20 protein-coding genes, 1 tRNA gene and 2 pseudogenes are annotated in these 19,630 nt (G+C 53.3%); 12 read left to right on the forward strand and 11 right to left on the reverse strand.

What is annotated here, in order from left to right; genetic code table 11:
- Positions 1 to 8 precede the first annotated feature (8 nt).
- The gene (locus D1159_RS06125) at positions 9 to 770 is read left to right on the forward strand and encodes a GH25 family lysozyme (protein WP_243152140.1); all 762 of its coding nucleotides are present in this window, start codon (positions 9 to 11) and stop codon (positions 768 to 770) included.
- A 53-nt stretch (positions 771 to 823) separates the two neighbouring features.
- On the opposite strand, the gene D1159_RS06130 is transcribed toward D1159_RS06125, so the two are convergent.
- Positions 824 to 1,957: a DUF4097 family beta strand repeat-containing protein gene (locus D1159_RS06130; RefSeq protein ID WP_161844792.1), complete on the reverse strand. Its 1,134-nt coding sequence runs from the start codon at positions 1,955 to 1,957 to the stop codon at positions 824 to 826.
- A gap of 752 nt (positions 1,958 to 2,709) precedes the next feature.
- Between D1159_RS06130 and D1159_RS06140 the strand changes: the two genes are divergently transcribed.
- Positions 2,710 to 2,783 (forward strand) — tRNA-Gly (locus tag D1159_RS06140).
- 188 nt (positions 2,784 to 2,971) lie between these two features.
- Here the strand turns inward: D1159_RS06140 and D1159_RS19980 are convergent.
- The 5 genes from D1159_RS19980 to D1159_RS06160 form a co-directional block, all read right to left on the reverse strand.
- On the reverse strand, positions 2,972 to 3,100 hold the full coding sequence (locus D1159_RS19980) for a hypothetical protein (RefSeq protein ID WP_279280006.1): 129 nt from the start codon (positions 3,098 to 3,100) through the stop codon (positions 2,972 to 2,974).
- Positions 3,100 to 3,246, reverse strand: coding sequence for a hypothetical protein (locus tag D1159_RS06145; RefSeq protein ID WP_161844793.1), 147 nt, complete (start codon positions 3,244 to 3,246; stop codon positions 3,100 to 3,102). Before D1159_RS06145 ends, D1159_RS19980 begins: the two co-directional genes overlap by 1 nt.
- A gap of 239 nt (positions 3,247 to 3,485) precedes the next feature.
- Entirely contained in the window at positions 3,486 to 3,764 is a 279-nt protein-coding gene (locus D1159_RS06150) for a hypothetical protein (protein ID WP_161844794.1), read from the reverse strand.
- A gap of 99 nt (positions 3,765 to 3,863) precedes the next feature.
- Positions 3,864 to 5,654 carry a M56 family metallopeptidase gene (locus D1159_RS06155; protein ID WP_161844795.1) on the reverse strand — a complete coding sequence of 597 codons (1,791 nt, stop codon included), beginning with the start codon at positions 5,652 to 5,654 and terminating at the stop codon, positions 3,864 to 3,866.
- Positions 5,651 to 6,034 (reverse strand): BlaI/MecI/CopY family transcriptional regulator, encoded by a 384-nt coding sequence (locus D1159_RS06160; RefSeq protein WP_161844796.1) that lies wholly within the window; start codon positions 6,032 to 6,034, stop codon positions 5,651 to 5,653. Before D1159_RS06160 ends, D1159_RS06155 begins: the two co-directional genes overlap by 4 nt.
- Positions 6,035 to 6,332: 298 nt before the next feature.
- On the opposite strand from D1159_RS06160, the gene D1159_RS06165 reads away from it, so the two are divergent.
- The 5 genes from D1159_RS06165 (at position 6,333) to D1159_RS06185 (ending at position 12,249) form a co-directional block, all read left to right on the forward strand.
- Entirely contained in the window at positions 6,333 to 7,568 is a 1,236-nt protein-coding gene (locus D1159_RS06165; protein WP_161844797.1) for an extracellular solute-binding protein, read from the forward strand.
- Positions 7,569 to 7,595: 27 nt separating this feature from the next.
- Positions 7,596 to 9,182, forward strand: a complete 1,587-nt coding sequence (locus D1159_RS06170) for a methyl-accepting chemotaxis protein (protein WP_161844798.1) — start codon at positions 7,596 to 7,598, stop codon at positions 9,180 to 9,182.
- Between the two features lie 917 nt (positions 9,183 to 10,099).
- Positions 10,100 to 10,351 carry a hypothetical protein gene (locus D1159_RS06175; protein WP_161844799.1) on the forward strand — a complete coding sequence of 84 codons (252 nt, stop codon included), beginning with the start codon at positions 10,100 to 10,102 and terminating at the stop codon, positions 10,349 to 10,351.
- A gap of 157 nt (positions 10,352 to 10,508) precedes the next feature.
- Positions 10,509 to 11,345 carry an AraC family transcriptional regulator gene (locus D1159_RS06180; protein ID WP_161844800.1) on the forward strand — a complete coding sequence of 279 codons (837 nt, stop codon included), beginning with the start codon at positions 10,509 to 10,511 and terminating at the stop codon, positions 11,343 to 11,345.
- Positions 11,335 to 12,249, forward strand: a complete 915-nt coding sequence (locus tag D1159_RS06185; protein ID WP_161844819.1) for a DMT family transporter — start codon at positions 11,335 to 11,337, stop codon at positions 12,247 to 12,249. The genes D1159_RS06180 and D1159_RS06185 overlap by 11 nt, the downstream gene beginning before the upstream one ends.
- A 250-nt stretch (positions 12,250 to 12,499) precedes the next feature.
- On the opposite strand, the gene D1159_RS06190 is transcribed toward D1159_RS06185, so the two are convergent.
- From D1159_RS06190 to D1159_RS06205, 4 genes are read right to left on the reverse strand one after another with little or no spacing between them, the layout of a single operon-like run.
- On the reverse strand, positions 12,500 to 13,516 hold the full coding sequence (locus D1159_RS06190) for a hypothetical protein (protein WP_161844801.1): 1,017 nt from the start codon (positions 13,514 to 13,516) through the stop codon (positions 12,500 to 12,502).
- A gap of 14 nt (positions 13,517 to 13,530) precedes the next feature.
- Positions 13,531 to 14,166 (reverse strand): hypothetical protein, encoded by a 636-nt coding sequence (locus D1159_RS06195; RefSeq protein ID WP_161844802.1) that lies wholly within the window; start codon positions 14,164 to 14,166, stop codon positions 13,531 to 13,533.
- The gene (locus D1159_RS06200; RefSeq protein WP_161844803.1) at positions 14,163 to 15,542 is read right to left on the reverse strand and encodes a sensor histidine kinase; all 1,380 of its coding nucleotides are present in this window, start codon (positions 15,540 to 15,542) and stop codon (positions 14,163 to 14,165) included. Before D1159_RS06200 ends, D1159_RS06195 begins: the two co-directional genes overlap by 4 nt.
- Positions 15,539 to 16,264: a LytTR family DNA-binding domain-containing protein gene (locus D1159_RS06205; protein ID WP_161844804.1), complete on the reverse strand. Its 726-nt coding sequence runs from the start codon at positions 16,262 to 16,264 to the stop codon at positions 15,539 to 15,541. The genes D1159_RS06200 and D1159_RS06205 overlap by 4 nt, the downstream gene beginning before the upstream one ends.
- 227 nt (positions 16,265 to 16,491) lie before the next feature.
- On the opposite strand from D1159_RS06205, the gene D1159_RS06210 reads away from it, so the two are divergent.
- The 5 genes and pseudogenes from D1159_RS06210 (at position 16,492) to D1159_RS06225 (ending at position 18,895) form a co-directional block, all read left to right on the forward strand.
- A complete protein-coding gene (locus D1159_RS06210; RefSeq protein ID WP_161844805.1) occupies positions 16,492 to 17,052 on the forward strand; it encodes an XRE family transcriptional regulator in 561 nt (186 codons plus the stop codon).
- Between the two features lie 14 nt (positions 17,053 to 17,066).
- On the forward strand, positions 17,067 to 17,945 hold the full coding sequence (locus D1159_RS06215; protein ID WP_161844806.1) for an MBL fold metallo-hydrolase: 879 nt from the start codon (positions 17,067 to 17,069) through the stop codon (positions 17,943 to 17,945).
- A 72-nt stretch (positions 17,946 to 18,017) separates the two neighbouring features.
- Positions 18,018 to 18,242: pseudogene (locus D1159_RS06220) on the forward strand (helix-turn-helix domain-containing protein); the annotation flags it as partial.
- Positions 18,222 to 18,425: a hypothetical protein gene (locus D1159_RS19140; RefSeq protein ID WP_347563644.1), complete on the forward strand. Its 204-nt coding sequence runs from the start codon at positions 18,222 to 18,224 to the stop codon at positions 18,423 to 18,425. The pseudogene D1159_RS06220 and the gene D1159_RS19140, both read left to right, overlap by 21 nt.
- A gap of 5 nt (positions 18,426 to 18,430) precedes the next feature.
- Positions 18,431 to 18,895, forward strand: coding sequence for an SUKH-4 family immunity protein (locus D1159_RS06225; RefSeq protein ID WP_161844807.1), 465 nt, complete (start codon positions 18,431 to 18,433; stop codon positions 18,893 to 18,895).
- A gap of 408 nt (positions 18,896 to 19,303) precedes the next feature.
- Here D1159_RS06225 and D1159_RS06235 read toward each other — a convergent pair.
- Positions 19,304 to 19,630 (reverse strand): annotated as a pseudogene (locus D1159_RS06235) (recombinase family protein); the annotation flags it as partial.

Here is a 19,630-nt window from a genome sequence, read left to right on the forward strand (position 1 = left end):
CGTCTGTCTTGCCTATCTGGAAGAAACTTTTGCGAATACTGGGCCGTCTGCTGCTGCTGGCCGCCGTGCTGATTGTGCTGCTGGCTTCGGCTTTGGCCTTTCTGCGCTGGCGGGGGTATATTCTGTTGCCTTATGAGGCCCCGCCCCGCCGGTGGCAGGTCTTCGGCGTGGATGTATCCACCTACCAGGGGGCGGTGGACTGGCCGGTCCTGGCCGGACAGGGCGTGGACTTCGCCTTCATCAAGGCCACCGAGGGCAGCGGCCTTCAGGACGTGCGTTTTTCAGAGAACTGGTCCGGCGCGCTGGCCGCAGGGGTCCGCCCCGGCGCCTACCACTTCTTCAGCTATGACAGCCCCGGCGAGCGGCAGGCGGACAATTTCATCGCCGCAGTTCCCCTCACCCCAGGGGCCCTGCCGCCGGTGATCGACCTGGAGTTTTATGGGAAATACTTGCAGACCCCGCCGGACCCCGCCCTGGTCAAGTCCATTTTAGATCCCCTGCTGGCCCGGCTGGAGGACTATTATGGTACAAAACCCATCCTCTACGCCACCTACCGCTCCTATCAACTCTATCTCACCGGGGCGGAATACCGGGATTATCCCCTGTGGATCAGCAGCCCCGTCGTCGCTCCTCTGCTCCACCGCTGGACCTTCTGGCAGTACAGCCACACCGCCCGCCTGGAGGGCTATGACGGCCGTCAGCCTCTCATCGACCTCAATGTCTTCCGCGGCACCAAGGAGCAATTCCAGACCTTCGGCCGCTCTGACTGAAAAAAGCCCGGCGGAACCAGACTTTTCTCTGGTTCCGCCGGATCCTTTCTTGTTTAGCTGCCGAAATTCAGATAGATGTCGCCCAGTTCGGCGGCAGCCCGAATGTAATTGCTGCCGCTGCCCTGCTTCCTCTGGCCCCCAGATACTGGCTCGCCGTCTATTGAGATATCCCCCCAATCCGTGGCCAAATCCAGCAGATAATCTTCCCGGGCGCCGGCGACATCCACCATCACAGCGCCCAGCTCGGTCTCCGCCACGGTCTCTCCCAGGAATGTACCGCTGAGATAGATATCCCCCAGTTCATTTTTCACCTTGGTTGTGCCGCCGGTGTAGTCGCACAGGGTAACGCACCCCTTTTCCGTGGAAATCTCTCCGCTGTCCGTCTCAAAATTGGACAGATTGATATCTCCCAGCTCTGTCTTGGCTGTCAGCGTACCGGTAAACAGGCACTCCCCGTTGATGCTGCCCAGCTCGGTCCGCAGGTCAGCCTGGTTCAGCCTGGTTCCGTAGGGTACGATAATGTAGACCGTTCCCCGGGGAATTTCCGACAGATTCAGGCCCTTATCGGATTGGCTGCGCACGGTGAGCACCCCATCCTTATTCTCGTAGGTGATGCGGTACCGGCTGGAGTTCCCGGTGTCCACCAGAATATCGAAGTAGTTCCCACCGTCCTGGACGATGATAATGTCCCCGATTTCGATGTCCACGTCCAGCCGGTCAAAGGGAGCCAGTCCTTCCTCTGGCTTTGGGAGGCCCCACTCCTCATAGTAAACTACGTCCTCCTGCGCTGTCCCCGTCCCCTCCATTACCTCTGTTATCGCAATAGGCATAGACTCCGCTGGCGTACTGACAGACGCCCCAAAGCCGAAACGCCCCCACCCCGCGATGCGGGACCAGTGCCGCCAGCCCGCCGCGCCGGACAACACCAGCAGGCCGCACAGACCCGCCAGCACCGCCGCCTTCGCCCGCCCGCTGGGGCGGCGGCGGAGCACCGGCAGACCACTCCCCGCCAGCCGGGCGGCCAGCTCCGCAGGACTGCCCCACTGGGCCATCCGCTCTGCCTCCCCCTGGGGGCCCGCCTCGTCCAGGCACTGCTCATAGTAGGCCATGATGCGCTCCAGCTCCTCCTGAGAAATTCTCCCCACCAGAGCGCTCCACAGCTCCTGCAAATAAGTCTCTCTTGTCATAACAGACGCCTCCGCTTCTTTGTCTGGTCTTGTTGCGTCTATTATAATATTAAAATCTTGAAGCCAACAGGGAAATAACATTAAAAAAACGTTAAAATATATATTTCTCAACTGATTGCGCCGCAATGATTTGAGCGATTTTTGTATATAATCTGTACTAACGCGGCAAATATATACAAATTGCAAAAGTGCGAAAAAGTTAAGATAACCGGGAGTGTACCCCCGCTTATTTCCAGTCTGGCCAGTCCGAATCCACCGGCCACATGGTGAAATACGGCTCCTCAAAGCTCAGACGCGCTCTCATGAACTGCTGCCTGTAATTTACACCCTCCAGACCAAAAACATCCCTTATGCCCCCACGTTCATTCGCTGACAAATTCTCTTCTCAAATTTTTGGCCCCATTGAGGGGCTTGCTTTGTTATGCCTTTTTACTCACAAAAATTTTTGTCGATTTCCTCTTGACTTTTTATAGTTCGTCACGTATAAAATACTCACCAGCTCCAGCCTACGCTCTGCATGACTGCGGTGGGCAGCACACTCTTTGAATACTTGGAAATACGCTCATAGCCTTGCACCTCAGCCTGAGAGGGTGGCATATAGTCTTTTTTCTGCTGAGCGTATACTAATACTGCTTCTCACTATCATTGGTTAAGCAAAATATTTTTGGAAACAGAGCAAAAAGCTCTTGCAAAAGGCAGCGCAGTATGCTATACTATTTTGCGTAAGCTGTTCTGTAAAGTAAAATTTTTGTGCAGGTGTAGTTCAATGGCAGAATGTCAGCTTCCCAAGCTGAACACGAGGGTTCGATTCCCTTCACCTGCTCCATAAAAAACCGCTGAAAGCCTTGTATCTCAAGGGATTCAGCGGTTTTTATTTCTTACTTGGGCGGGGTGCAGGTAGGTATTTACTGGCGCATTTGGGCTGTTTGGCGGTGGAAAAGGTGGTGGAACTTTTTCCACCCGGAAGCGACCCCAGGCTTATTTAAATCCTGCCTATCTTTCTCATCACACCGCTTAGGCTCTTGGATTCACCACGCGGAGGGTATCCATGAGCTCATCCATGACCATCCACGCTTTAGAGGGCGGTTTCCCCGACACGGCGCGGAGAAAATCACTGTCGCCGTACTGGTCCAAGGTATCCACTATGGGAGCGGCCGTCTCAGCGTAAGCCGAAATCTGCGGCTGGGCGGGGGGCCTACCATCTCAGAGCGCCCGTCCGCCCGGCTGTAGTGGCCCTGGACGTAGTGCTTGCCCCGGTTGGCGCGGCTGGGGCCCTGGCCATAGTCCATGTCGTTCTCTCCTTTGTGTAATGTATCTACATTGTCTGGCCATTTTTTCCTCGGCGTTTTCTTACATTTTATCACTGGCACTGACACCGGTAATTTTCGCTTTACAAGAAAGCGGCGGCCTTGAAATTTGTTATTTCAAAACCGCCGCAAGGCCACCTGCAATTTTGTTTGGGCACACAGATCCCAGCCGCCAAAACAACGGTTTTTTTATTATGCCGCTGCTCTGGCAATCGAGAAAATCAAGATACATCTGCTACAAATCCAATCGAAATACTGCCCTTTACAGTTCCTAAAGCACCATCTGTTGCCCGGAGAAACAGCTTATAGGTTCCGGGTTTTACCGGCGGCGCAAAGGTAAAACTGGAAGTACATTTCAGCATTTCCCCTTCCTGGCGCAAGTTCGCTGCCGAGTAATAGGTCGTGTTCAAATCGGTGTCTCCAGGTTTGGCAAAGCCAACCTGCAAACCGTTTCCTGTTTCCGCTGAAACATCATACCAAATCCTGTCCCCTCCGGACAATGTGTACTCTCCCAGCCAAACGATCTCCCCATCTGCCATCATTTCATAATTGACGGGAATAACCTGGGGATGCTAAACTCTACCCCCAACACTTTCCTGCTAATCGTCATCATCATCGCTCATATCTTCCAGCAGTTCCGTTACCTCTGCCTCAGTCATATAAGCAGCGCTTACAATTTTGTTATCCGTATCACGGATGATTTTGATATTGACGGTTCCCGCCGGGTTCATATTCAGTATGCAAAAAGATTTGTTGGCCCGGATATCCAGAAAGATATTGACCAACCGCCCTTTATAATAATAATCCTTGCCGTCCATTGTAATGCCTGCGGCTTGGTATTCCGCCTTCTGCGCTGCCTCCCATTCTTTTTCCTTTTTATCTTTCCGTTCATCAAATTCATCGCTCTTGTCCAGCCTATTAAAAAGCATGGATTGGAAATCCCATCTGTCATCTTCCAACGCCCGATCCAGCCAAAACTCCAGTTCTGCTTTGTCCATGCAGTCCGTCAGAGTGGAGAAAAACGCAATTTCTTCATCGGTATATGCCTTTTCTGCGAAGTCGGCAAAGAGAGAAGAATTTGTGTCAAGTCTACGCACAGCAACAGAGAAGAAAGCAAAGTCGCCCTCAGCATAGAATTTTTCAAGCCACTTCTTTTGAGCATTTTCGTCCAACCGTGGGAAAGTGATTTCAAACAGCGGCAAACTATCAGCCTCATAGTATCGCTCTGCTTGGGCGGTATAGTTCTTGCCGCTCTGATCGCTGGCTTCGGCCTGTGTAGCGTTCTGCTTCCCGGACACTGGCGGCTTACTGGACGGCTGATCGGATGCGGCGGCAGTAGGGTAAATGCCGATGAACGCCGCGCCCAAAATCATACACAGAGTCAGCGCGCCAGTCAAAAGCCGTACTGTCTTTGACTTCTTTTCAAAATTCATAATTGCACCTAACCTTTCTTTCAATAACTCCTTATTTTCGCTTAAAGTAACAGCGCCGAAATTTTCTTTATATGTCCCAACTGCCGCCATAGCGTCAAGCAAGGTTTTCCCGTAGTCCGATGCGCTGCCGCCTCCAGTTTTCGTAAGGACAGCTTCATCGCAGGAAAACTCACAAGCCTTAGTAATCTCCCGGCTCATAAGATGCACAAGGGGATTAAACCAATGCAGGCAGACGGTAATCTGTACCAGCCACTTATAGAACATATCCCGCCGCTTGTAGTGCGTCAGTTCGTGCAGGACGGTATACCGAAAGTCCTTTTCGGAAATGTCCGCATTTGGCAATATGATACACGGGCAAAAAAAGCCAGTCAGCAGCGGAGAAGAAATCAGCGGATTGATACCTAGCTCTATCGGTTTTTGAATGCCAGCCTGCTCCGCCGCGATAGAAAGCCGGTCTAAAAGTTCAATGTCAGAAACCGGGATCAATCCAGCATGGATATACCGCATAAAGCCCTGATAGGCAGTTAATTTTCCTATCAGCAGTGCCAGCGCAACCACCAGCCAAGCCAGCCAGAGGTGATTGATAAACAGCATCCCAATATCTTGCAGCGGGCGGACGGCGGTCAAATCCTCTGACGGACTATTTGCATTTTCATTATTTTGCTCCAAATCGACAGCAGGAGCACGCATATTTCCCGGAGTATTTATCGCAGGTTGCTGTGGCGGCAAAGGAGCGGCCTGGGTGATTACCTGATCGACCGTTTGATAGGTCTTTCCCAGCAGATTTACTTCCGACCTGAATGGGAGCAGCAGACGCAAAATGACAACAAGCCAAATGTAATACTGCCATTGCCGGCTGATTTTATTTTTCAAACATTGCTTTCCTAAAAGCAAGACCAGAATGAGCAAGCCGCCGGAAAAAGACATAGAGAGGAAGATTTTCAAAACTGTGTTCATTGCTGCTCTTTCCCCTTCTCCAACAGCTTTTTCAAGTCCTCGTATTCCTCGTCCGTCAGCAGGTCGCCCATAATCAGATTGGAAACCAGACCTTTTGCGCTGCCCTCATAAATCTTGTCCAGGAAATTTTTCGTCTGTGCTGTCTGGTACTCTGTTTCCGAAACAAGCGTGGTATATTCGTTGCGGCGTCCGATTTTCTTGGCGCTCAGAAACCCCTTGTTCATCAGCCGCGACAAAAGTACAATCAGGGTATTCTTTTGACACGGCTTCCCCCTGGCAGCCAGCCCGTCCATGATATAGGGAAACAGCGTCACCTCCGACCGGTTCCCCCACACGATTTTCATAATCTCCAGTTCAGCATCGGATATTTGTTGTATCACAGCAATCGCCTCCTCTATATATAACACGATGTTGACATTTAAAATATAACACGTTGTTGTCCTTCTGTCAAGATAATTTTACCACCGGTGAAAAGAGGACGAGCATTAACGTAGCGAGCACAGGCATACTACTCCCATCCGCGCCATACCAAAAATAGTTGCTGGCGCGTTGGCGGCTGAGGTGGCGCTTAACTAAATGACGCCGCCCTCCGGTCCGATATTCTTACCGGTTTTCTGGTTGAAATTAATCGCATAACATGCTATAATACCTCCGAATTTATGGGAGGAATGGTAGACTATGATGAGACGGCTTTTCGTTTTTGTATTATCCGCCTGCTTATTATCCCTGCTGTCCGCCTGTGAAAAGCAGGAGCAGCTCCCCAAGGATACCCCGCCGGCAGACGAGACCATTGCGCTGACAGTGTGGGGCGCGGAGGAAGATGAGGCATTGCTCCAGGAGATCTTCGCTTCATTCCAGGCCCATTACGCCGGCCAGGCCAGCTTCCGGATCACCTACCAGCCTCAAAGCGAGTCCAACTGCAAGGACGTTCTGCTGGGCGATCTGGAGGGGGGCGCGGACGTGTTCGCCTTCGCTGATGACCAGGTGTCCGCGCTGGCCGCTGCCGGCGGGCTGGACCCGATCCCGGACGGAGCCGCCATTCAAAGCGCATCCCTCCCCGCCGCGGTGGAGGCGGCCAGTGTGGGGAACACGCTCTACGCCTATCCCCTCACCGCGGATAACGGCTATTTCTTGTACTACAACAAATCCTATTTCACACAGGCGGACGTCCAGCGTCTGGACCGGATATTGGAGACGGCCGCCCAGGCCGGGCGGCTGGTGGCCATGGATTGGTCCTCCGCGTGGTATGTCTACGCCTTCTTCGGCAATACCGGATTGGAAGTAGGGCTGAACGAGGACGGCCTGACCAACTACTGCACCTGGAACAGCACAGACGGCCCCATCCGCGGGGTGGATGTGGCCCAGGCCATGCTGGACATCGCGGCCAGCCCGGCCTTCTCCAACCGGACGGACACGGAGTTCCTATCCGGCGTACAGGACGGCTCTGTCATCGCCGGCGTCAGCGGCGTGTGGAACGCGGTGGCGGTGAAGGAGGCGTGGGGGGAGAATATGGGGGCGGCCAAGCTGCCCACCTACACCTGCGCGGGACAGCAGGTGCAGATGGCTTCCTTCTCCGGCTGCAAGCTCATCGGCGTGAATGCCTACTCCCGCCACCCAGATTGGGCGGCGCGGCTGGCGGAGTGGATTGTCAGCGAGGAGAACCAGCGCCTGCGCTTTGCGCTGCGGGGCCAGGGGCCGGCCAATATCAACGCGGCCAACTCTCCGGAGGTCCAGGCGTCTCCGGCTATCGCGGCCCTGCTGGAGCAGTCCAATTACTCCCAGCTCCAGCGGGTTGGCGGAAAATTCTGGGACCCTGTGGCCGAGTTTTCCGGCAGCATGGCTCAGGGGAACCCCTCCGGCGCATCCCTCCAGATCCAGCTGGACCGGCTGGTTGAGGGCGTGAGCGAGCGGTAAAACAAAACGGATATGGGGGGAAACGGTATGAACGGCAGACTGACACTACAGCAACGTCTGGCCCTGCCCATTGTTCTGTTGGGCCTGATTGCGCTACTATCCAACATTTTGGCGGTATTCAGCATCAACAATGTCCACGCCAACGCAGGAACCATTGTGGATGAGTACATGGTCAGCGAGGAGCGGCTGGAGGATATCCGGCAGTCCATTATGAACATACACCGCCTGGCCCTGTCCCACATTGTGGCGGCGGATCATGCCACCATGATCCAGCTGGTTCAGGAGATCAAGGCGGAGGAGGCGGCTCTGGACGAAAAGCTGAGCGCCTACGAGCGCTTCCTCTCCCATGAGGACGAGGGCGCCTATCAATCTCTGCTGAGCGCCTATACGGAATTCAAGCACGCGCTGGTCCATCTGGTCTGCGCCAGCGCGGACAGCAAAACCCAGGACGCCTACGCCATGGCCAATGGCGACGTGGCCGGCTGGGGCGGCGTGGCGGAGGAGGCTGTTGATACGCTCTCCGCGTCCGTCAGCAGCCGGGCAGCGGCGGCCAGGGGAACGCTCACTCTGGTTTACATCATTTCCCTCATCACCAGCGCCTTTACCCTGATTGTGGGGGTCTTCCTGGTGGCGGTGGCGTTTCGGATCATCCGCAGATATGTGCTCACTCCCATTCAGGACGCCATGGGCACGCTCAAGGACAGCTCCGAGCGCATCAGCGGCGTAGTGGGCGATGTGCGCAAGCGGACCAAGACCTCCAATAGCAGCGTCCGGAATCTCTCCGGCCTCACGGATCAGCTCTCCGCCGCCCTGGAGGAGATCGCAGGCAGCACCTCCGCCATCAGCACCAATGCCGCCAGCACCCAGGGGGATACCCAGAGCATGGCGGAGGAGTGCTCCGCCATTACGGCATACTCTGCGGAAATGCGGGGGCGGGCCGAGGAGATGGAGCGTTCCGCCCACAGCGAGAAGGAGCTGATCCGGTCCAAGACGGCAGATATCATGGACATGCTGGATCAGGCCATTGAAAAGAGCCGGAATGTAGAGCGGATCCGTGCGCTGACCAAGGACATTCTTGATATCTCATCCTCCACCAACCTCATTGCCGTCAACGCCTCCATCGAGGCCGCCCGGGCCGGCGCGGCGGGCGCCGGATTTTCCGTTGTGGCCCAAGAGGTGCAAAAGCTGGCCAACTCCTGTACCGAAACTGCCAGCAACATCCAGGAGGTCAGCGGCGTGGTCACGGGGGCGGTGGAATACCTGGCCAGCAGCGCCCGGGAGCTGGCCGATTATCTGAGCCAGGCCGTCATAGACCAGCTGGAGCGCACTGTCCAGGCCGGCCGGCAGTACCGGGAGGACTCGGCCTATATTGGTCACGCTATGGAGGAGTTCAACGACAGGGCGGGCCGGCTAAAAAACGCTATGGATGAGATCGCCGCCTCCATCTCCAGCATCTCCGCCGCCATTGACGGCGCGGCCTCCGGTATCACCGGCGCGGCCGGCAGCACCCATATGCTGGTGAACGATATGGCCGGCATCACCGCGGGGATGGACACCAACCAGGAGATTGTGGGCGAGCTGCAAAAGCAGATGGACGTGTTTGCCAACCTCTAGCGCTGACCGCGCTCCGCTTCAGTCAGGGCCTTCCCTCGAAGCAGCTCCCATAAGGAAGTTGCCCCAAGGCGGGGGCCATAAATGACAAGTTACCTATTTGAACGGCCTAGCTTCGGCTACGCTGTCCTTTTATGCTTCTGCATGGCCTGATAGTAGGCTATATATATTCCTGCTCCAGAGTTTCCGGCTTTGGTGCCGTCCAAAGGCCGATGGTGTTGTAGTAGATGTCCGCTCTGTAAAATGGCCCACCTTCAAATGGCCGCGGTCCAGCCGGGATAAATCCTTACTTGGCCGGAGCCTGATTGTGAGCGGAACCCTTCGCGTATGGGAACACCGGGGAACGCAGCTCAAATTTGAATGTCTCCCGGTCTACGATACCAAGGGTGTAGCCGCTGTCGTATAAACGCAGTAAAAACTTGGCCATCTGCTGGCTTGTGTGATAAGTCCCAAAGACCCTATCTCTCTCCAATGGTCAAAGTACGCGCCTTTTTCCTATCTCGCGCCTACAGATGGCATTTCGACAAAGGCAGAATAATCCTTTGAAACAATGTCACGTTCCATCGCGTACTTATGCAGCGCTTTCATAAGTATTTTGTCATTATTGACAGAGGACTGAGAAAGCCCCTGTAATGCGTCCTGGCCGATGATTTTTTGAAGGTGGTCTCTTGTGTTTCCTTCCATATTAGGTTATAATAAAAAGGAAATAGGCCCGTGAAAACTTACTTCCCTCGTAGCCGCCCCTGGTGCTGCAAGCGCCGGGGGCGGTTTTTCTTGACGACAATTGTGCCAGTGCCAAATAGTGAAATAGATGTGAATAAAACTTTCGTAAATAGAGCGGTGTAAGGGAGGCGATACCATGAAAGCTGCTGCCGCATTTCAACAGAATGATGAAATAATTCATATGAGGGATATGGCTAGTGATACAGCAATCTGATAAAACTCCGCCCCCAATACAGTCAGAAGAGGATGTGCCTTTAAACTCCAACGGAAACAGTGAAAGCAGAAAAGAAGACAGCAGCCTTTCAAAAGAAAAGAATGCACGAGGTCCTCTGGAATACAAAAAATTCCATCTTAGCTCTAAAACTCTTGGCTGGTGCATTTTCGATGCTTTCAGGCTAATTGTTATGACCATATTGGATTATATGTTCGGTTCAGACGCGAAGTCTTAATTTTGCCGTCCCCCTGATGAACTAGGGGGGCGTTTTTGTAAAGCGAAAACCGCCGGCACGACCGGTGGTTATGGTTTGGCAGCATCAAAGAAGAAGATATTTTACAAGCCAACAGAAATTCCGACTGGTATAATGGGAGAGGCAAGGAGGAAAACGTATGAAAAAAGAAATACGAACGGTAGTCTACGACGACGAGCTGCACATCGAGGCTTACCGCTTTGAGGGGATCGTTCAGCCCTTCCCGAACCATTTCCATGAATACTATGTGATCGGATTTATGGAGGATGGGCAACGTGTGCTGTCCTGCAAAAACCAGGAGTATACCATCATAAAGGGCGATGTTCTCCTGTTCAATCCCGGCGACAATCACGCCTGCATCCAAAGCGATAATGGAACCCTGGACTACCGGGGTTTTAACATCACAAAAGAGGTTATGCTGGACTTGGCGGAAGAAGCGACCGGCAGGCGGGAACTCCCCGGATTTTCGCGCAGCGTGATCTCTGATGAAGAAGTCACCTGTTACCTGCGCCCGCTCCATGAGCTGGTTATGAAAAGCTCCCATGAATTTGGGAAAGAAGAAAGTCTGCTGTTTCTGATTTCTCTGCTGATCCAGCAATACGGCCAGCCCTTTGAAAGTTGTATCCCGGAGTGCCGGGAGGAAATCGAAAAAGCCTGCGCCTTTATGGAACAGCACTACGCCGAGCGCATCTATTTAGATCAAATATGCCGCTGTGCCGGTTTGAGCAAGTCCACCCTGCTCCGATCTTTTGCGAAATCAAAGGGCGTGGCTCCGTACAGTTACCTGGAAAACATTCGCATTGGAAAAGCCAAGAAGCTGTTGGAACAAGGAGTGCCGCCCATTGAGGCGGCACTGCGAACCGGCTTTTCCGACCAGAGCCACTTTACCAACTATTTCAACCGATTCATTGGGCTGGCCCCCGGTATTTATCGGGACATATTCAAGGATATGGAGGAACCGCCCCATGAAAGGTAGCAGCACAACGGGGAATCTGGCGTCCCTGCTCACGATCATCATTTGGGGAACGACTTTTATCTCCACCAAAATCTTGCTGGTGGATTTTCAGCCGGTGGAGATCCTGTTTTTCCGCTTCGTTATAGGGCTGGCCGCTCTGCTGCTGGTCTGGCCTCAGTCTCTGAAAGGTACAAGCAGACAGCAGGAATTGACCTTCGGATTGGCGGGACTGTGCGGAATCTGCCTATACTATCTTCTGGAAAATATCGCGCTCACTTATACAATGGCATCCAATGTGGGTGTTATCATTTCCGTTGCCCCGTTTTTTACCGCGATCTTGTCCCATGTCTTTTTGAAAGAGGAAAGGCCGGAGGCCAGCTTTTTCATTGGTTTTGCCGTTGCGATGGCTGGAATTTTCCTTATCAGCTTCAACGGGTCTAAACTGGAATTGAACCCCGTTGGCGATTTACTGGCGCTGCTGGCCGCGCTTATTTGGGCCTGCTATTCTGTGCTGACAAAGAAGATCGGCGGGTACGGCTATCACACGATTCTGACCACACGGCGTATTTTCTGCTACGGCATCCTGTTTATGCTCCCGCCCCTGTTCCTGTTTGACTTCAAACTGGAATTAACCCGCTTTGCAAACCCGGTCTATCTGTTCAACATCCTTTTCCTGGGACTGGGCGCATCGGCCTTGTGCTTTGTCACCTGGAATTTTGCGGTCAAGGTGCTGGGGGCTGTCAAGACAAGCATTTACATCTACATGGTTCCTGTGATTACGGTGGTCACATCGGTGGTGATTCTTCGTGAGAAGATCACCGCCCTGGCTGCTGCCGGAACGGTTTTAACGCTGGCGGGCCTATTGCTGTCAGAGGGGAAAGGATTTTTGAAAAAGGGGGGGAAACAAAATGGATTGGCAAAATAAAACGTGCGTCATGGTGATTGACGAGAGCCTGCCGCAGACGATGAAAAATATGCCGCCCAGGTTTTGAGCTTTGACACTATGGGCGGTGCGATTGAATTTTGATACTCCACCGCACAGTTCAAAGACGAAGCTGCTCAAAAAGGGCCGGAATGATAAGAACAGCATCTATTAACTAGTCAGATTCTAACGGTAAAAAATCGGAAGGACAAGGCCTGCTGAGCCTTGCCCTTCTGATTTATTTTGAGAGGGATCAGAAAATTGCTCCGCTGCCCCAAACCTGGGCCCGTGTGATGGCCAGAACAGTTTCCGTCGGAATACCGGCGATCTCACTTCCAAAAATTTCCCGCAGATTTCCGCCCGTCAGCATAGCGGCAAGCTGGGATTTTGCTGCGCTGGAAGAAAGCAGGTCAGATGCCTGCATCTGCCGCTGGATTTGCTTTTCCACCGCCAGCTTCATAAACTCGGCGTGACGGGCCATACGCAAATCCCACCAGCTTTCTGCATCGTCAGAACCGCTCTTGGAGCAGGTAATCTCGCCGCCCGCGCTGGAAGAACAGGCGTTACAGATATTGCCGTCCTCTCCGATGGCAACGGCCTGGGACATATCCCATGTACTCCCTGGCATGCTGGCCTCGTTCCGCGCCGCGTCAAAGGCAAACCAGGCGTCGATTTTTGCAAAAATCTCCTGGGCGTAGGCGCTGTCTGTCTCCATGCGCTCCTGCACCTTGGGATGAATGACCACAGCCTTGCTCCCAGGCGGGACGCTGCCCAAGGCGTGAATCTCCTTTGGAGCGGTAAATCTGCCGTCAATGGAGCCATAGAAGGGGTTGGCCCCAGTGGGCTGCCAATTTTCCAGCGTTTCCTTTGCTTTGTCCCCGTCCTGGTACAACAGATAATGGGGATAGTCGTTGCGTGTTCTCCAATAGCCGCTACTGGCGTCAAAGACGTGATAATAGACGTTGGGGTATTTGGCTTTCAGCATGGTTTCCAGAGAAGGAGCCTGGGTTGCTTCGGTTGCCTCCACGCTCCCCGTCCGAACCTGCCTGGTAGCCCGCACCGACAAATCCATCATAAGACTTGCAGGCAAACCTGCCATGCCCATGAGGCCGCTCATGCCGGTGGTCAGCGTGTCCGTTCTCCCCCAGCTGGCCTGCGCCGCCAGATCGAGAAAACGGCTGCTCTGGACCCCGTTCTGCTTGGATTCACTGGCCTTTGCAGGGGCGCTGTATGACTGCGTCCCATAACTTGGCTGAATCGTATTGCTCATATTTATTCCCTCCCTTAAAGCAGTCCCATCAAAAGCTCTGCGGCGCTGACGGAACCGCCGTTCATGCGGAGCTTCATCATCAGCCGCCGCTTTGCCGCGGCTTCCTCAGCGAGCTCCATATATTTTTTGTGACGTTCCATGCGCTGTTCCCAAAAGCTGCCCTTGGCCTTATCCTCAAACATGGCCGCTCCCTGATTGCCCATATAGCCCGGATACCAGCTCTCGCCGTGATATTGCTCCTTCGTGGCGCCAAAGTGATGGACCACATACCCTCCGCCGCACACCGATGTCCAAGGGTTCTCAAAGCGGAAATCCTGTGCCAGCGTATCCAGAACCCATGCTTCGTATTCCGGGTCGTTCTTCATAGCTTCAAAGCCTGCGTCCGTAATTTGGATGGAGATAGACTGCATCTGGCTGGAAGCGGACATCGGCAGAGCGGAAATTTTCTCCCAGATGGACTGTTTGTAAGCCTCCAGGCTCATATCCGCAGCTTCGCGGGCCCTCCCCGCTGGAACGGCCTGTTCTGTTCTGAGCTGCGCCGTCAGACTCAAAAAACGGCTATCCTGCGCCGTTGACCGCTGAACGGCACCGCTTTTCAAAAAGCTCTCAGACATCCTTGTCAAATAGTTGAGATGGATCGTATTGTTCATAAGCTGCTCCTTTCCTGCAATAAAACCGTTGCGGAAAATACTTGATCGTCCGTTTTCAACTCCAATTCTCCCATATACTTCTCCGCCTCCCGGCGCACGTTGGACAGGCCGATGCCGTGCATGGGAACGTCCTCTTTTTTCGTTGTGACAGGCAAACCGTCCTGCCCGAACACCACCTCGCCCACGAAAGAGTTTTTGACCTCGATCAGAAAGAAACGTCCTTTTCTCTTTCCAGTCAGCGCAATAAACCGCTCGCCCTCGCCGGGCCTCTCGCAAGCATCCAGCGCATTTTGCAGAAGGTTTTGCAGGATGATACCCATATCAAAGGCGTCAAACCCCGGCGACTGGTAATGGAAATCCACCTGGAAGCGGATGCCCAAATCAAGGCTCCGCCGCCGTGTATCGTTGACGATCACATCCGTGACCGGGTTTCCCGTTTGAAGCGTCAATTCAAAGTCGCTGATGCTCTCGTCCATCCGGGCGATATAGTCCTCCAGGCTGGCGTACTCGCCCCGACCGGCCAGCGCCTTGATGTTGGTCATGTGGCCCCGCATTTCATGTTTCAGTTGGCGGATACGGGTATAGAACTGCTCCGCCTCATGGATACGCGCCCGGATCGCCTGTGTCTGCTGGCGCTCCATATAGAGGATGGCCTGTTCCTCCCGCAGCGCCGCCATGCCCTGCTGAAAGGCGATGGTCAGGTAGGCCCCAACGTAAAACAACAGGGCCAGCACCGGCACAACCGCCAAAAACGCCGGGTGACGCTCATAGAGTTGGAGCAGAACGCCGTCCTTGAACTCGATCAGAAGCCGGGAGATCACCTGCCCGAACAGAATCCCTGCCGTTGGCACCAGGCTGAGATAGCACAGCTCCCAACCGTGGAGCGTCATACGCTGTTTCTGCATTTGACGCTGGAGGGCATAGAGCATGACCGCCAGCATAGCGGCATGGGACACCAAAAACAACATAACCAGGAAAGCGGCCCGAAGAAAGACCGCCTCCGGCGGTTCCAAGCGAAAAGGGATTGACCGTTCCATGATGAAGTACAGGCTTTGCACCATCAGGCCGCTGGAAATCCTGGCGTTGAAATAGAGCAGCGTCAGGAGGGACACAAAGGGCTTTTCCAAGTCAATCCACTTTGATACCGCCAGCAGCAGCGCTGTCAGAATCAGACCAAAAGAGCCTTGCGGCAGCGCGGCCCGGTTGCATACGATCTCAAACAGAATGTAGATGGAAAATACAAGGAGCAGTTTTCGCCGCTTCCGGCCCCGGGAGGGGATAAAGGGGTTGAAAAAGGCGGTGAGCAGGACGGCATAGGACAATCCTGCCCCGGCGGAAAAGGCACTGTTGAAAATGCGGAATCCTGTTTCACTCATAGACCCGCTCCTTTTTTCAAGAAATGGAGATACGCTTTCACAAAGTCCTGATACTTATATTTTGAGAGCAGAAGCCTTTCCCCATTTGTCAGCACAACTGACCTTTTGCTATATCCGGCCACATAGGAGAGATTAACCAGATACCCTTTGTGGATGCGGAAAAACTGATCTTGCAGTTCCAGCTCCAAATCCCGGATTTTTGCGTAGTAGGCAAACTGACCGTCCCGCAGGTGCAGCACAACCTTATGATCGCAGCTTTCGATGTAATAGATGCTGTCCAGCAGTATGGTCTTGCTGGTGTTGGCGGATTGGAGCGTCAGCACAGGACCTTTCTGTGGGTTTTCCCGGTTGGTTGTGATCTGCTCCACGGCACGGGCAAAGACCTGGGCGAACTTTTCCTCGTTCACCGGCTTCAGCAGGTATTGGAACGCACCCACGTCAAAGGCATCGAACACATACCGCTCATAGCTGGTCACAAAGATTATGACCGGCTGTGTCATGGTTGACCGTTCCCTGATCTGACTGGCCAGTTCCATACCGTCCAGGCCGGAGGGGGCCAGCTCTATGTCCAAAAGGAACAGGTCAATTTCCCGGCGGTCTGCAAGGCAGTCACCGGCAGAAGCGTACTCCACGACCTCGCAGGGGCAGGACTGCGCCTGGATCAATGACGTGAGATAGGAGCGGATGTTGGTTTCATCATCACAAATCGCTATTTTTATCATGTTTCTATTCCTCTATGTGTTTATTCGTTCAAACGGACGCTGCGATAAAGGCATTTACCGCAACTGGACGGTTTGATACCGTAACTGGACAGCGCAAAACAGTTTTAACATTATATCATAAAAGGAAAGATGCCAGGCGCCGCCTTTGACGGGTTGACTTTCCCGGCTCTTCGATGTATGCTATAACCACATTAAAAAGCGTGAAAACATACAAGGCGGTCATAACAATGGAACCTATGAATTTGAAAATTGGCGAGAAGCTGAAAAGTCTGCGCAACGCCCGAACGATGTCCCTGGATGATGTTTCAGCCCTGACTGGGGTCAGCAAGCCCATGTTGGGCCAGATCGAGCGCGGCCAGTCCATCCCCACAGTGACGATACTCTGGAAAATCGCCACAGGTCTGAAAACGCCTTTGTCCTACTTCCTGGAAGGGCCGCAGGCGGAGTACACTATCGTTAGCCTGGATCAGGCCAATATGATTTTAGGGGACGGCGGAAAAATGCGGGCCTATCCGCTATTCACCTATGACCCAGCGGGTCGCAATGTGGAGACATTCTATATCGAATTTGACCCGGACTGCCGCCATTCCTCGGACAAGCACAATGACGGTATGGAGGAACACATCTTTGTTTTGCGTGGAACACTGCGGCTTGTTCTGGGAGACAAAACGGTGGATGTCAGTGAGAAGCAGGCCGTCCGTTTCCGGGCCGATATGCCCCACGTCTATCAAAACTTGTCCGGGGACGAGTGCGCAGTCTATAACACGATTTTCTATCCGAGCCATTAAGGAGGGCTATCATCATGTATGAACTGATTCAAGTTTCGGAGCAAAGTTATTACATCCAAAGCCCAGCTAAGATCGGGCTGGTGAGGCTGAATGAGCAGGACGTTTGCCTGATCGACAGCGGAAACGATAAGGACGCAGGGCGTAAGGTACGGCAGCTTCTGGATGCCAACGGCTGGCGGCTCACTGCTATCTACAACACCCATTCCAACGCTGACCACATCGGCGGCAACAAATATTTGCAGGGCCAGACCGGGTGCACGATCTACGCGCCGGGGATCGACTGCGCCTTTACCCGTCACCCCGTCCTAGAGCCGTCCTTTTTGTACGGCGGCTATCCATGTAAGGAGCTGCGGCACAAATTTCTCATGGCCCAGGAGAGCGACGCCCAGGAGCTGACCAAGGAATCCTTGCCGGAGGGTTTTGCAATCATCCCCCTGCCGGGGCATTTCTTTGATATGGTGGGCTTTCGGACAACCGATGATGTGGTCTATCTGGCGGATTGCCTGTCCAGCCGGGAAACGCTGGACAAGTATCAGATCGGCTTTATCTATGATGTTGCCGCCTATCTGAAAACGCTGGAAATGGTCAAATCCCTGCGGGCAAAAATGTTTGTCCCGGCCCACGCTGCCGCCTCCGAGGATGTGGCAGAGCTGGCACAGTATAACATCAACAAGGTGTTGGAGATTGCGGATAAGATTACCAGTATCTGCCGGGAACCGCTTTGCTTTGAGGCGATTTTGCAAAGATTGTTTACAGATTACGGGCTGACTATGAGCTTTGAGCAATACGTTTTGGTGGGCAGCACCGTCCGCTCCTATCTGGCGTGGCTGAAGGACAGCGGCAAATTAAACGCAGCATTTGAAAATAATATGCTGCTCTGGCAGCGGACATAAGTTCGCTAAGAGGGGTGTATCTTTATGAAAATGTGAACAGAGTACACCTGCCCTTTAGAACTGGTTCATGATATGCTCAAGGGCAAGTGGAAATCCATTATTCTATGGCGGCTCCGATTGGGCGCTACATCACTGGCAAAGCTGGAAAAGGAGATAGATGGAATCACTCAAAAAATGTTATTGGAGCAGTTGAAAGATCTGGCGGACTTTGGCTTTGTTCAGAAGAAATCATTTGAGGGCTATCCGCTTCATGTAGAATATTCTCTGACCGAAGATATGGGAAAACGGATAGTAGAGGATGCCCCCTGCAACACGGCTTCGATTGCCATTGTGCTGGAAGATAAGGACGCATACCCGGTAACAGAGGGCTTTGCCTGGATACACTGGCTGGCGGCGAACATCACTCGTTTTGAGCTCAAGGACAATGAGAGCCAGACGGCAACTGACTTTATCCAGGGCCGGAAACATTTAAGTTTTTAACAGAGGTGGGACTTCCGCTCTATACGAACTATGAAATTACGCCAAACGCACCACTCACATTTTTTGAAGTACCCACTATAAAAAAGCACGCCCATCTGCAAAACACTTTTTTAGACATTGCATCAATGGATACAATGGGACTGATTACAGTGGATGTGAAGAACGGGGCAGTTTTTCAGATACAAATGGATGAAAGTGAAAAACACCTCTGGGACGAAATTAGAGAGATACCTCGCACAATGAATTACAGCATCCGGCATTTCGTTGATTGTCTTGGCTTGTGGCTGTCTTTCTATTCCCAACTTCGGGAAGAAGTAAAAAGGCAGTTAGAGATTGACGCAACATTCAGTCTTTTTGAGCATGAGGAACTATATGAGCCAATTTTGAAAAAGCTAAGAGAGGTTGACCCTAAAACTATGCGCGAAAAAAGGTTCTTTTGGCGCAGAATGTGTGAACCGGATATTGTATAGAGAAAAATACAATGATAATTTATTGAGTTTGCTTAAAACAGGGCGGCGGCAATCCCGCCGCCCTGTCTATTACCGCTCCATATCCTGCGCCCTGCGGGGCTGCTGCTCCCGCTGTTCCTGCCGCAAGATGCTGTAAACGCTCCTGCGGATTTGCTCGGCTTCTTTCACTTCCCCTTTCAGCGCAAGATACCGCCGGTTGAGCGTTTCCCTCTCGGCGGTCAGCTTGGCATACTCCGCTTTCCATGCCTTTACCGGCAGGGCGGTCTTGCCGTTCATCACGCCTTTGAGATAATCTTTCGCCGCCGTGAAAAGGATTTGCTCGGCCTCGGTCAGCGGCTTTTTCCCCTTGTACTTGAAATAAATCTCGGCTTGCTCGATGTGTTTTTTCAGAGTGCCTAACCGCCGGTCTTGGGAGATAAAGCCACGGGTCAGTTCCTTGTCGTAAATCAGGATGCCCTCGTCCGTGAAGTGCCGGGCGATGTCCCCGAAAGAGGTGGAGGGCTGGGCGTACATTTCAAACATCAGCCGGGCGATGTCCGCCGTTTCCGGGTCGGGCTTCATCATTTTTGTGCGGATGCCCTGAATGGTGGTGGGTTCCAGTTGGAAACCGAACGGGGCCGCGCCGCTCATGTGAAAACCGCGCTGGCAGCGGGAATAGTAAGCGTCCGTCACCCGCTTCTGAATGGTTTCCCGTTCCAGTTGGGCGAACACGATACAGATATTCAGCATGGCCCG

The organism is Pseudoflavonifractor sp. 524-17 (assembly GCF_009935845.1).
Classification (GTDB): domain Bacteria; phylum Bacillota; class Clostridia; order Oscillospirales; family Oscillospiraceae; genus Pseudoflavonifractor_A.